The sequence below is a fragment of the Streptomyces sp. NPDC111656 genome, assembly GCF_055656965.1.
Window position 1 is genome coordinate 255,436 of the sequence record NZ_JBVKCA010000007.1, and the last position, 13,120, is coordinate 268,555.

Here is a 13,120-nt window from a genome sequence, read left to right on the forward strand (position 1 = left end):
GCGTGGAACCTACCCGTGGGGGGTGCGCGAGCTCCTCAAGGGAGGCTCAGAACTTTTCCGGTCCGCACGCGCTCAGAACGTTCAGAACGTGACGTCCGCGCACGAGTAGAACGCGTTCGCGGTGTCGGCGATCGTCCACACGCCGAGGATGACGTGGTGACCGCTCAGCCCGGAGGGCAGCGTGCCGGTGTGACTGAACGTGGACGGCGGGCGCTGCCCGTTGTACGGGACGGTCAGGAACGGGGTGGTGTTCAGGTCCGCCCTGGTCAGTGCGTGGTTCTGGTTCCAGCCGGACTTGGTGACGAAGTACTTGAAGTCGGTCGTGGCGTGCACGGCCGTGAACTGCCAGCGGAAGGCGTAGCTCTGCCCGCCGGTGACCTTGGTCGTCGGCCAGGCCGCACCCGAGGGGGTCTTGGGCTGGTCGAGCTGGCTGAAGTTGGTGTGGTTCGCGGAACAGATCTGTCCGTCCGCGGGACCCGCCGCCGGGAAGCCCTTCGGGCCCTCGACGCTCTGCGGCTCCCACTGGATGTCACCGCAATTGGCGACACTGCCGCCGTTGGCGGCGCACAACTTCTGTCGGCTGAGGGGCTGGTCGGTGTAGCCGTGGGCGCCGGCTCCGCCGGTGGAGAGCACGAAGGTGCCCGCCGTGGCGAGGCCCACGACAGCGGCGTACAGCTTGACTTTCCTGCCGGTACGGACCCTTGCCGCAGGGATCCTGGTCGTCCGTATGCGCATGCTGCCGCTCCTGGAGGACGTGGGGGAGGTTCTCGTGAGCCGTGCGCGCGATTTTCAGGTCTAGACCAAGTCCCAGATTATTGCCGCGACTTGAACATGTCCAGACCAATAGCCAAGCTCTCGGTCCCCGCCGCGGCCCCGCAGTCGGTCCCCGTCACGGCGAGGAGTCCCTGCGCCCCGTGTAGAACGCCACCGTCAGGTCCTTCACCAGTGCCTTGCGCTCGTAGTCGTCGAGTTCGACCAGCCCGCGCATGGTCAGCCTGGTCACCGTGTCCTCGACGGAGTCGACGACGGAGGTGAGCACGGTGTCGCGGTGCTGGGCGTCCAGGGTCGCGATCCGGCGGCGCTGCATCACGGCAGCGACCTCGGGGGCGTACTCGATCCGGGTCGGCTGCGCCGAGAACACCTCCAGGCCGACCGGCGCGGCGTCCGCGGCGATCATCCCGGTGAGCGCCTCGCCGACCGCGTCCGTGTTGCGCAGGGTCGCCACGTCCTTGATGACGGCGGGCGGCGCCTCGGCCGGCAGCTGCGAGAGCAACCGCGACATCGCCGCCTCCACACACTCGCGCAGATACGTCTCGTGGTCCTCGACGCCGAGCACGGCCTGCGCGGTGTCCCTGACCCGCCACACCACGAGCACCACCACCCGCAGCGCGACCCCGTTCGCGTCGACCACCGACATCGGCTCACTGCGCCAGTGCCGCAGCCGTACGTCGACCCGGCGCCGCAGCACCATCGGGTTGATCCACAGCAGCCCGGTGCGCCGGACCGTGCCCCGGTAGCGGCCGAAGAGGCCTAGCACCCAGGCACGCCCGGTCCGGCCACGGGAGAGCCCGCCGAACCCGAACAGCCCGAGCGCGCCGGCCCCGGCGTACGCGGCCCACTGCGCGGGGCCGAGCCCGGCCCCCGCGTACCAGGGCAGCCCGATCACCCTCCCCGCGCTGTGCGGCAGCACACCCGACCACCAAGTGGTGAGTACACATCCGGCCACCCCGCAGGCCCCGGCCAGCACACCCGCCACTCCGGGCAGCACCCGTGCGGGGCGCTCCACCAGTTCGGGGTCGACCTCCGGCACCGGGCGCGGGGCCCGGGCCAGCACGGGGCGCCGGATCCGGGGCTGTTCGCCCGTGCCACGCCGCCGCCCCACCACGGCGGGCGAGAGCGGCACGGGTACCGGCTCGGGGTCGTCACGGAAGAGCAGATGGACGGGGATCTCGGTGGTCGCCTCGTTGTGGATGAGCCGGGCGGACCGGGAGGCGCCGCCCTCCGGCGTCCCCCCCGACTCCGGGGTGGGTGAAGTCGTCGTACTCATAGCTGCCTCCATGCCTCCGCGCGTGGAAGGGTGATCTCGGCCGGGTGACGAGCCCTGGTGCGATGCCTGGTGCGAGCCTCGGTGTGTTGCCTGACGCGTTGCCTGGTGCGAGCCGTGGTGCGAGACGTGCTGCGAGCCCTGCCACCTGGCCCTTCACGAGAAGAGCCGGCGCCAGGTCTCCGGCCCCGGACAGCCGTCCACCGCGCCGCCGCGCCAGCCCTGCGCCCGCTGGAACGCCTCGACGCCCCGCCGGTCCGGCTCGCCCCAGCGCGGCCCCGGGCCCGACGTGTAGTACGTGCCGAACCCCTTCTTCACGAGTTGCTCGCCGAGCCGGGTGACGAACTCGTTGTCGGCGCCGGGCCGAAACAGCCCGCGCCCCGGATAGCCCGGCACGGTGGGGTCGGAGGGAATGGAGGAGTTGGAGGGGATGGAGGGGATGAAGGGAACGGACGGGGCCGAGAATCCCTTCGTCCCCGGTCCGCCCACCACCGGGGTCCCCGGCACGGACCTTCCCGCCGCCGGAACGTCCCTGCCCTTCCTCCCCACCAGGTAGGACCAGGTCCGCGGCCCGGGCAGCCCGTCCGCGTCCGTGGCCCGCCAGCCCTGCGCCCGCTGGAACGCCTGGGTGGCCCGCCGGTCCGCGTCCGACCAGCGCGGTCCGGGTCCGGTCGAGTAGAAGCGGCCCGCGCCGCGTTCCACGAGGAGCCGGCCCAGCCGGGTGACATGGGGGTTGTCCGCACCGGGTCCGAAGAAGGACCGGCCCGGGTAGCGGCCGTCCCTCGCCCCCGACGCCGAGGCCGCCGCGCCGTTCGTCCCCTCGGTCAGCCCCTTGTAGCGGTAGGGAACATAACGGTCCGAGTTGCTCCAGTAGGCGTACGGAGTGGACTGCCCGCGGGTGTGCGGGCGGGTCTGTTCATAGGCGAGGTAATAGGTGTGGGTGTAGTCCGCCCAGCCGCCGAAAAGGACGACGTGCGAGCCGTTCTGCGGATCCGCCGCATTATGGAAGAGGAGCATGTCGCCGGGTTGCACCTGGTCGCGTGAAATGCGTACGCCGAACGTGCCGAGGCTGCCCGTCCATTCGTTTCCCGGCAGGTTCCAGGCCATCGAGACGAAACCCGAGCAGTCCTGCCGGTATCCGTCCGGCCAGTACGCGGTATTGCTGTACGGCACCTGCCAGGCGACCCACTTCTTGGCCCGGTTGATGATCGCCGCCCGGGTGGTCGCGGGGAGTTCGCCCCCCGCCCCGGGCTTCGCGGGCCCCGTCGGGCCCTCGCCGAGGCCGTGCAGCGGGGCCTTGGTGCCCTGCGGGGTGTCGGGCTCGTCACCTCGGGGGTCGCCCGGCCGGGCGGGTCCGTGCGCGGCGGCCACGGCCGGCACCGGCTGGCCCGCGGCGAGGACGGCGCCCGCCGCCGCGGCCAGCAGCAGCGCGCCCCGCGCCGCCGGGTGTCCCACGGGCCCGGGCAGTGAGGAAGGGGGCATGACGCGCCGCCAGTGCACGCATCCGGGGCAGTCGCAGTCGCTCACGGGATCGAATTCCTCGAATACCGGAGCCTCCATGAGATTCCCCTCACACCACAGGTCCATGCCTCCGCGCTTCTGCACAGTCGTCAGTTTCGCAACTGTCACCTCTTGTCGCATGTTGACGGTCCGAATGATGTACAGGGACCATTTCCGACCGGTTCGGGACATCGCACCGGTCACTTCACGACACCCCCGTGGTCCGGAGCACCCTCCCCGGTCAAGTAGAGTTCTCGGGTCAGCAGGCGCCGCTAGCTCAGTTGGTTAGAGCAGCTGACTCTTAATCAGCGGGTCCGGGGTTCGAGTCCCTGGCGGCGCACCGACACCGAAGGGCTCCTCACCGACGTGAGGGGCCCTTCGGCTTATGGGCGGGGCGGGCTTCCCACGGGCACAACCGGCGCAAAGAGTCGCATAGAGGCGCATACGGGCCGGGCATATGCGCCCGGCGTATGGGGCGGTGACCCCATCTTCGTACACGCGTCCCAATTAGCGCGTATGACCGGTTAACACCGCGTTTCGCATCTTGCGATCATGATGAACGCCGTAGAACCCTGGGCTTCAAGGGACTGTCGATACCTGACAGTTGGGGGTATGGCCGGTTGCGACCATGGGGGGTTGGGGGCCCCGTTCATGAACCGATGCCGAGGGGGGCATCATGCAACCGGAAGGTCGCATTTCTATGTCTCCCTTGTGTGGAGCATGTGGCGATGCCGACCTGCCAGCATGCGTCCGTGACGGTCAAGGGGGACTCGAACGGGCGACTAGAACCGACGAACACGCACCTGGACGTGCGTGCGGGGGGAATGACTCATGACGTCGACGCCGACGGGCGCCCGGCAGAACTTCGACCCGTCTGAGACGACCCAGCTCCGGATGCCATCGCACCGGACCGGCAGCAATTTCCGCAGGATCAAGAAGACCCTGCCGAGATACGACTACGAGCACTACAGCCGGCTCGCGGGTCCCCTCACACAGCCCGATCCGAACAAGCCGTACAAGGTGCAGTACCGCTCGCTGCTGTCCCAGGAGCCGCACCGCCTACGAGCCGCCCTGATGCTGGGCGCCGCGCCGCTGCTGTCGCTGATCCTGCTGGGCTGGCTGCTCCAGCCGGAGCACTGGACCGAACGCGACTACCCGGCCTACGACTTCCTGCCGGTGCTCGACATCGTGATGCTGGTCTCGATCGGTCTGATCGAGTTCTTCCGCTGCATGAACGTGCTGTCGAACGCGCACGCCACCCTGGTCGCCCGCGACCCGATCCCGGTGGTCCCGGAGACCGGCACCAGAGTCGCCTTCCTCACCTCGTTCGTCCCCGGCAAGGAACCTCTCGCCATGGTGACCAAGACCCTGGAGGCGGCCGTCAAGCTGCGCCACCGGGGCCTTCTGCACATCTGGCTCCTCGACGAGGGTGACGACCCGGAGGTGAAGGAGGTCTGCAAGCGCCTGGGCGTGCACCACTTCTCCCGCAAGGGAGTCGCGAAGTGGAACCAGGCCAAGGGCCCGCACCGCGCCAAGACCAAGCACGGCAACTACAACGCCTGGCTGGAGGCGCACGGCGACGAGTACGACTTCTTCGCCTCGGTCGACACCGACCACGTGCCGCTGCCCAACTACCTGGAGCGGATGCTCGGCTTCTTCCGCGACCCGGACATCGGCTTCGTCATCGGCCCGCAGGTCTACGGCAACTACGACAACCCCATCACCAAGGCCGCCGAGTCCCAGCAGTTCCTCTTCCACGCGCTGATCCAGCGGGCCGGCAACCGCTACGGCGCGCCGATGTTCGTGGGCACCTCCAACGCCGTACGCATCAAGGCGCTCAAGCAGATCGGCGGTCTGTACGACTCGATCACCGAGGACATGGCGACCGGCTTCGAGATGCACCGCGCCAAGAACCCGGCGACCGGCAGGAAGTGGCGCTCGGTGTACACCCCGGACGTCCTCGCGGTCGGTGAGGGCCCGAACGCCTGGACGGACTTCTTCACCCAGCAGCTGCGCTGGTCCCGGGGCACGTACGAGACGATCCTCAAGCAGTACTGGAAGGGCTTCTTCTCGCTTCCGCCGAGCAAGCTCTTCAACTACACCATGATGATCATCTTCTACCCGATGTCCGCCCTCAACTGGATCCTCGCGGCCCTCAGCTGCGCACTCTTCCTGGGCCTGGGCGCATCCGGTGTGAACATCGACCCGACGGTCTGGCTGATGCTGTACGGCAACGCCTCCGCGCTGCAGATCGGCCTGTACGTGTGGAACCGCCGGCACAACGTCTCCCCGCACGAGCCCGAGGGCTCGGGCGGCGTGGCGGGCATGATCATGTCGGCGCTCTCCGCGCCGATCTACGCCCGCTCGCTGATGGACGCGGTGCTGCGCCGCAAGAGCAAGTTCGTGGTGACCCCCAAGGGGGATTCGGCCAGCCCCGACACACTGCTGGGGACCTTCCGGATCCACCTGTTCTTCATCCTGGTCTTCGCCGGCTCGATCGTCGCCGGACTCCTGCTCGGGCACTCCCACCCCGCGATGATCACCTGGGCCTGCTTCGCCCTGCTGATCACCGCCTCGCCGATCTTCGCCTGGCAGTGGGCCCTGCGCCAGGCGAAGAAGAAGCCGTCGGTGCCGCCCGCCTCACCCGAGGAGACGGTGCCGCTGCCCGCTCAGGCCTCGGCGCCCCAGCAGGAGCAGCACACGCCGCACGCTCCGCACGCCCCGCAGCACAAGCCCAGCTGGGCGGCTGCGCAGGAACAGGGCGGCGGCAGCGGCGCGGGCAATGACCAGACCATGCAGATTTCCCTTGGGGGACGTAAAAAATGAAAGACGGTGCCCGTCGCCGCCGTGCTCGTCGTCTTGCGATAGGCGGGGCGGTGGTGCTCGCGCTGGCCGGGATGAACGGGCCGTGGGTGTACCGCTTCAGCACGGAGAAATACCACGACTACACGATCAACAAGCCCGAGTACAAGGCCGAGAACGGGCACTGGGACATCATCCAGTTCCCCGAGGAGTACAGACAGAACACCATCCACGCCGCCCTGCTGCACACCGGCAAGATCCTGCTGATCGCGGGCTCGGGCAACAACCAGGACAACTTCGACGCGAAGAAGTTCGACACGCGGATCTGGGACCCGGTCAAGGGCACCATCAAGAAGATCCCGACGCCCGCCGACCTGTTCTGCACGGGCCACACCCAGCTCGCCAACGGCAATCTGCTGATCGCGGGCGGCACCAAGCGGTACGAGACGCTGAAGGGCGACGTCACCAAGGCGGGCGGCCTGATGGTCGTCCACAACGAGAACCCGGACCAGCCGATCACGCTGCCCGCGGGCACCAAGTTCACGGGCAAGGAGAACGGCAAGACGTTCGTCTCCAAGGACCCGGTGCTCGTCCCGCGCGCGACGAAGGTCTTCGACAAGGCGACCGGCAAGTTCCTGCGCAACGACCCGGGCCTCGGCCGTATCTACGTCGAGGCACAGCAGAGCGGCCAGAAGTACGAGACGGGCACCCAGGACAACTACCGCATCCAGAGCCTGACCGGCGCCGACGCCCGCAACACCTACGGCATCGCACAGAAGCTAGCCCTGGACAAGAAGGACTTCCAGGGCATCCGGGACGCGTACGAGTTCGATCCGGTCGCCGAGCAGTACATCAAGGTCGACCCGATGAACGAGGCCCGCTGGTACCCGACGCTCACCACCGTGAGCGACGGCAAGATCCTCAGCCTCTCCGGTCTGGACGAGATCGGCCAGCTGGTCCCGGGCAAGAACGAGGTGTTCGACCCGAAGACCAAGAAATGGACGTACACCAAGGGAATCCGCCAGTTCCCGACCTACCCGGCGATCTCCCTGATGCAGAACGGCGAGATGTTCTACTCGGGCGCGAACGCGGGCTACGGACCGGACAACGTGGGCCGCGACCCCGGCGTCTGGGACGTGGCCACCAACAAGTTCACCAAGCTGCCGGGCCTGAGCGACCCCAACATGATGGAGACGGCCGGCACGGTGCTGCTGCCGCCCGCGCAGGACGAGAAATACATGGTGATCGGCGGCGGCGGGGTCGGCGAGTCCAAGCTGTCCAGCAAGAAGACCCGGCTGATCGACCTCAAGGACAAGAACCCGCGGTTCGTGGACGGGCCCGAACTGGAGAAGGGCACCCGCTACCCGCAGTCCTCGATCCTGCCCGACGACACCGTCCTCGTCTCCGGCGGCTCCGAGGACTACCGGGGGCGCAGCGACTCCAACATCCTCCAGGCGCGGATCTACGACACCAAGTCGAACACCTTCGACCGGGTCGCCGATCCGCTGGTGGGCCGCAACTACCACTCGGGCTCGATCCTGCTGCCCGACGGCCGGGTGATGTTCTTCGGCTCCAACTCGCTCTACGCGGACAAGGCCAACACCAAACCGGCCACGTTCGAGCAGCGCATCGAGATCTACACGCCGCCGTACCTCTACCGGGACTCGCGGCCCGATCTGACCGGCGGCCCGAAGACGATCGCGCGCGGCGGCTCGGCGACGTTCACCTCGCAGCACGCGTCGACCATCAGGACGGCCCGGCTGATCCGGCCGAGCGCGTCCACGCACGTCACCGATGTCGATCAGCGTTCCATCGCGCTGGACTTCAAGAAGACGAAGAACGGGGTCACGGTGACCGTGCCGAAGAACCGGAATCTCGTGGAGTCCGGTTGGTACATGCTGTTCGTGACGGACGACCAGGGGACGCCGAGCAAGGCGCAGTGGGTCAAGGTGCCGTAGCGCTCCGCTGGGTTGGGCTGGTTTTGGCTGCGGCTGAGTGGGGGCTGAGCGCGCAGTTCCCCGCGCCCCTAAAGGAAAAAGAAGGGGCGCGGGGAACTGCCGTCAGTTTGAAGCCTTGGCCAGCTTCAGGGCGTACTCCGGCCACCAGTCGCCCGCCTTCGGCCCCCCCTTGCACTCCCCGTCCGACTCACCGGGCCGCTTGACCCAGAGATACGCGTCGACGAGCGGATCGGCGGTCTTGGTCGTCGGGGTCTCGCCCAGCGCGCGCCCCGGCGGATTGCACCAGTTCTCGTCCGCCTCGCCGGCCGTGTAGGGGCCGTTTCCGTTGCGGCTGGTGTCGATGACGAAGTGCTTGCCGTCGACCTTCGCGGACAGTTGCTTGCCGTACGCGAGGGAGTCCTTGGTCGAGTAGAAGTTGGCGACGTTGACGGAGAAGCCGTCGGCCTTGTCGATGCCGGCCCGCTTCAGCGGCTGGAAGATCTGGTCGGGGTGGCCCCAGCCCGCGTTGCCCGCGTCGAGGTACACCTTCGTGTTCTTCAGGGCCTTGAGCTTGGTGACCGCGGTCTCGAGGAGGAAGTACCGCTCCTCCTGGAACTGCGCCGGAGTGCACTGGTTGACCAGGTGCAAAATGGCGTCCGGCTCCAGGATCACCGTGGCGGGCCGGTCCTGGATGCCGCGGGCGACCCCGTCGATCCAGGTCTTGTAGGCGTCGCCGTCCGCCGCGCCGCCCTGCGAGAACTGGCCGCAGTCGCGGTGCGGGATGTTGTAGAGGACCAGGATGGCCGCCCGGTCGGCCTGCTGCGCCGCCTCGGTGAAGCCGCGCGCCTCCTGCTCGGGATTCTCCGGCCCGATCCACTCGCCGGTCGGCTGTTCCGCTATCTTGCGGATCTGCTCGGCGTCGCCCTTCTTGCCCGCCTTGACGTACGCGGCGACCTGCTCGGCCGCGTTGCCCGCCGGGTTGACCCAGAACGGGTCGGAGTTCTTGGGCTGTTGTGTGACCTTGGAACCGGAACCGTCGCTCTTGTCGCCGCCGCCCCCGGAGGAACACCCCGCGAGCACCAGCAACGCCCCCACCACCGCGACGGACGCCCGAGCCCCGGCCCCCTTGCTGCCGTACATGCAACTCCCCCTCGGGTGCACTGTCCTTGGGGTCAATCGTGACATAGGTGGCGCCTCGCCCACGAGATCGCCCACCCCTTGTCGGTGAGCTGTTACAGCCCCGGAGACAGGTCCTAGGCCAGAACGCTCATACGTTCTAGAGTTGCCTCAAACGGACCCAGAACCTCCCGCGCCGACCGCCGGGTTACTCCCGCAGCCCGTGCGCGCGCGGTCGAGGACCAGCCCGGTCGGCGGCTCCAGGGGGAGCGGGCCGCCGACCGGGCCAGGTGGAACCGGTCACCGGTTCATCGTCCGTGGCCCGTGAGGTACGCCGACACGACCACGTTCGCGGTGTAGGTGCGGCTCACCCGGTCGAAGGTGCCGCCGCAGGTGACGAGCCGCAGCTCGGCCCGCCCCGACTCCCGTGGCCCGTAGGCCTGTCGGGCGTCGAAGTGGTCGCGCGGGAAGACCTGCACGTCGTCCACGGTGAACTCGGCGACCGTCCCGTCGTCGCGGACCACCCGGACCGTCTGCCCCGGCCGTACCGTGCTGAGTTTGTAGAAGACCGCGGGCCGGGTCACGGTGTCGACGTGCCCCACGAACAGCGCGGTCCCGGCCGCCCCCGGCCGCACCCCGGCGGCAAACCAGCCGACCACGCCCGGCTGGTCGAAGGGCGGCGGATCGATCGCCCCCTCCCCGTCGAGCCCGCGGCGCACGACCGGCGCCCGCACCCCCATCGAGGGAATGTCGATGCGCTGCGGCGCCGCGCTCGTCAGCGGCTTCAGCGCGGGTGGCAGCCGTACCTCGGGCGGTCGTCCGACCGCCGCGATGTCCCCCGTCGTCGGCGCCGCTATCCCCTGCCGTACGTCGGTCAGGTCACGGCCCCACAGCCACAGCCCGAGCAGCAGTACCGCCCAGGCGACACCGGTCACCAGCCGGCCGGCGCCGGAGGAACGCCCGTGTTCGGGCATGTCGTCGGACATGTCAGTCTCGGGTGTCGTGGCCCCGGCGCGCGCTGCGGACCGCGACCGCCACCGCGGCGGCGCTCGCGAGGACGAGGCCGATCACCGCCTGCTTGGTGCCGGGGCTCGACGAGCGGGCGTCCACGGAGGCGAAGTGCGCGGTGCCGCCGCCGCCCGCGTGCACGGGGGCGACGGGCGAGGCCAGGCCGGTCGGGACGGCGAGGGCGGACCTCAGGGAGGTCGGGCCGCCCGGCGCGGTGACCGTGACCGTGCCGGTCACCCTGTCCCGGCGGCCGTCACAGCTGACCTTGACCTCGTAGGCACCGGGCGTGACCGACGAGCGGACGCGGGTGTCGCCGACGAGCACCCCGCCCTGGCCGGTGAGCCGCGCGTCCGCGACGAACGCCGTCGAGACCGCGGTACCGGTCGCCCCCGTACAGCCCAGCGCCCGCAGCTGGACGTCGCTGCCGGGGGCCGGGGACACGGGAGAGACGGAGACGCCGCCGCCGGCCGCGTACGCGGCGGGAGTGAACGCCGCCGCGAGCACCGCACCGGCACAGAGAGTGAGTCGCGCACAGAGAGCGAGTCGACATGAACCCATCGTGAACCTCCAGATACCTGGAGACTCCCCCGCCGGGCCGCCGGACGCATCCTCAGACGCCCCCGACTGCTCCAAACGGGTCTCGAAAGGTTTGGCGCGGGCCGGTGGCCCCCGCCCCGGACGGCGTCAGATCCGCTCGACGAGGTCCGCGATCGAGTCCACGATCCTGGAGGGCCGGAAGGGGTACTGCTCGATCTCCTCGCGGGTGGTCAGCCCGGTGAGGACGAGATAGGTCACCATGCCCGCCTCGAGGCCGGCCAGGACGTCCGTGTCCATCCGGTCGCCGATCATCGCGCTGGTCTCGGAGTGCGCCCCGATGGCGTTGAGCCCCGTCCGCATCATCAGCGGGTTCGGCTTGCCGGCGAAGTAGGGCTGCTTGCCGGTCGCCTTGGTGATCAGCGCGGCCACCGCGCCGGTCGCGGGCAGCGGGCCCTCGGCGGACGGACCGGTCTCGTCGGGGTTGGTGGCGATGAACCGGGCACCGCCCTTGATCAGCCGGACCGCCTTGGTCATGGCCTCGAAGGAGTACGTACGGGTCTCGCCGAGGACCACGTAGTCCGGCTCGTGGTCGGTCAGGACGTACCCGATGTCGTGCAGTGCCGTGGTCAGGCCCGCCTCGCCGATGACGTACGCGGTGCCGCCGGGCCGCTGGTCGTCCAGGAACTTGGCGGTGGCGAGCGCGGAGGTCCAGATGTTCTCGACCGGCACGTCCAGGCCCATGCGCCGCAGCCTGGCGTGCAGGTCACGAGCGGTGTAGATCGAGTTGTTGGTGAGCACCAGGAACGGCTTCCCGGACTCCCGCAGCCTCTTGACGAAGGCGTCCGCGCCGGGGATCGGCACACCCTCGTGGATGAGGACGCCGTCCATGTCGGTGAGCCACGACTCGATGGGCTTGCGCTCTGCCATGGTGCTGGTTCTCCTGCCGTCCTGGCGTACGTACGCACACGATCCGGGGGCGCCGGAACGACGCTGTGCCGACGCCCCCAGCCTAGTCAGGGGGGAGTGTCAGCTTCCCGTGGCCGTCTTCCAGTCCTCGACGTACGAGGTCAGGTTCTTGTCGATGTCGGCCCAGTCCGGCTCGAAGAGCGCGACGCCGTCCATGAGCTTGGTCAGGGCGATGGCGTTCGCGTCGGTGGCCTTGACGTCCTTGCGTGCGGAGAAACCGCCGCCGATCTCGCTGACCTGCTGCTGCGCCTTGGCGGAGAGCATGAAGTCGAGGAGTTTCCTGCCGTTGTCCGAGTGCGGGGCCTTGGTGACGAGTCCCGCGGCGTACGGGAGGGCGAAGGTGGTGGGCTTCCCGGCGGCGTCGGCGGCCTTGTCCGTGGCCTTCGGGAACCAGATGCCCAGGTTCGGCATGTCCTTGGACTGGGCGTAGTTCATCTGGACGTCGCCGTTCGCGACGAGGAGTTCGCCCTTGTCGACCTTGGGCGCGAGCTTGCCGGTGGAGGCGGACGGGCCGACGTTGTTGGCCTGGAGCTTCTTCAGGTAGGCGAGCGCCTGCTCCTTGCCGCCGAAGTCGTGGATCGCCTTGACGAGCACGGCGGTTCCGTCTCCGGCGACGCCCGGGGTGGAGTACTGGAGCTTGTTCTTGTACCGCGCGTCGAGCAGCTCCTCCCAGGTGGTGGGGGCCTGCTTCAGCTCCTTCTTGTCGTAGACGAAGCCGAAGTAGTTGTTGACGACGCAGGTCCAGGTGCCGTCGGCGGCCTTGTCGCCGCCGGCGACCTGGTCGGAGCCCTTCGGGGTGTACTTCTGCAGCAGCCCCTTGCCGTCGGCCTGCTGGATGAACGGGGGGAGGGTGACGAGGACGTCGGCCTGCGGGTTGGTCTTCTCGCGGACGGCGCGCTGGACCATCTCGCCCGAGCCGCCCTCGACGTACTTGACCTTGATCCCGGTCTGCTTCTCGAAGTCCTTGAAGACCTGGTCGTACCAGCCGTCGCCGTTCTCGCCCTTGAGGCCGTCGGCGCTGTAGACGGTGACGACCTTGGCGTCGGAGGCGCTGGAGGCGCCGCCGCAGGCGGTGAGGGTGGCGGCGAGGGCGAGGCTGCCGACGACGGCGGCGATCGGCTTGAGGTGGTGGAGGTTTCTGGGCATGGCGAGATGAACTCCTTGCGATGTTGGGAAGGTTGGGAAGGTTGGCCGATCAGGATCGGATCGG

General features: G+C 69.0%; 10 protein-coding genes and 1 tRNA gene. 3 read left to right on the top strand and 8 right to left on the bottom strand.

The genetic code is table 11. From position 1 onward, the window contains the following. Positions 1 to 81 precede the first annotated feature (81 nt). From ACZ7M3_RS22680 to ACZ7M3_RS22690, 3 genes are all read right to left on the bottom strand, one after another. Positions 82 to 735 carry a lytic polysaccharide monooxygenase auxiliary activity family 9 protein gene (locus tag ACZ7M3_RS22680; protein WP_097225759.1) on the bottom strand — a complete coding sequence of 218 codons (654 nt, stop codon included), beginning with the start codon at positions 733 to 735 and terminating at the stop codon, positions 82 to 84. Between the two features lie 154 nt (positions 736 to 889). Continuing rightward, positions 890 to 2,047, bottom strand: a complete 1,158-nt coding sequence (locus tag ACZ7M3_RS22685) for an SPFH domain-containing protein (protein ID WP_472065458.1) — start codon at positions 2,045 to 2,047, stop codon at positions 890 to 892. Between the two features lie 153 nt (positions 2,048 to 2,200). Then, on the bottom strand, positions 2,201 to 3,604 hold the full coding sequence (locus tag ACZ7M3_RS22690) for a peptidoglycan-binding protein (protein WP_472065459.1): 1,404 nt from the start codon (positions 3,602 to 3,604) through the stop codon (positions 2,201 to 2,203). 206 nt (positions 3,605 to 3,810) lie between these two features. Here ACZ7M3_RS22690 and ACZ7M3_RS22695 point away from each other — a divergent pair. The 3 genes from ACZ7M3_RS22695 to glxA all read left to right on the top strand — a co-directional run bounded on the left by ACZ7M3_RS22695 (position 3,811) and on the right by glxA (position 8,304). Then, positions 3,811 to 3,884, top strand: a tRNA-Lys gene (locus tag ACZ7M3_RS22695). Positions 3,885 to 4,375: 491 nt separating this feature from the next. Continuing rightward, a complete protein-coding gene (locus ACZ7M3_RS22700) occupies positions 4,376 to 6,370 on the top strand; it encodes a glycosyltransferase family 2 protein (protein ID WP_472065460.1) in 1,995 nt (664 codons plus the stop codon). Next, a complete protein-coding gene (glxA, locus tag ACZ7M3_RS22705) occupies positions 6,367 to 8,304 on the top strand; it encodes a radical copper oxidase GlxA (protein ID WP_472065461.1) in 1,938 nt (645 codons plus the stop codon). Before ACZ7M3_RS22700 ends, glxA begins: the two co-directional genes overlap by 4 nt. A 102-nt stretch (positions 8,305 to 8,406) precedes the next feature. Here the strand turns inward: glxA and ACZ7M3_RS22710 are convergent, their stop codons facing one another. The 5 genes from ACZ7M3_RS22710 to ACZ7M3_RS22730 form a co-directional block, all read right to left on the bottom strand. Further along, a complete protein-coding gene (locus ACZ7M3_RS22710) occupies positions 8,407 to 9,423 on the bottom strand; it encodes a glycoside hydrolase family 6 protein (protein ID WP_472065462.1) in 1,017 nt (338 codons plus the stop codon). 284 nt (positions 9,424 to 9,707) lie between these two features. Then, complete coding sequence (locus ACZ7M3_RS22715) at positions 9,708 to 10,373, bottom strand: class F sortase (RefSeq protein WP_472065601.1); 666 nt, start codon at positions 10,371 to 10,373, stop codon at positions 9,708 to 9,710. 13 nt (positions 10,374 to 10,386) lie between these two features. Beyond that, positions 10,387 to 10,965, bottom strand: coding sequence for a hypothetical protein (locus tag ACZ7M3_RS22720; RefSeq protein WP_472065463.1), 579 nt, complete (start codon positions 10,963 to 10,965; stop codon positions 10,387 to 10,389). A gap of 126 nt (positions 10,966 to 11,091) precedes the next feature. Beyond that, positions 11,092 to 11,871, bottom strand: coding sequence for an HAD-IIA family hydrolase (locus ACZ7M3_RS22725; protein ID WP_054235562.1), 780 nt, complete (start codon positions 11,869 to 11,871; stop codon positions 11,092 to 11,094). A gap of 99 nt (positions 11,872 to 11,970) precedes the next feature. Then, positions 11,971 to 13,056, bottom strand: coding sequence for a 2-aminoethylphosphonate ABC transporter substrate-binding protein (locus ACZ7M3_RS22730; protein WP_472065464.1), 1,086 nt, complete (start codon positions 13,054 to 13,056; stop codon positions 11,971 to 11,973). Positions 13,057 to 13,120: the final 64 nt, after the last annotated feature.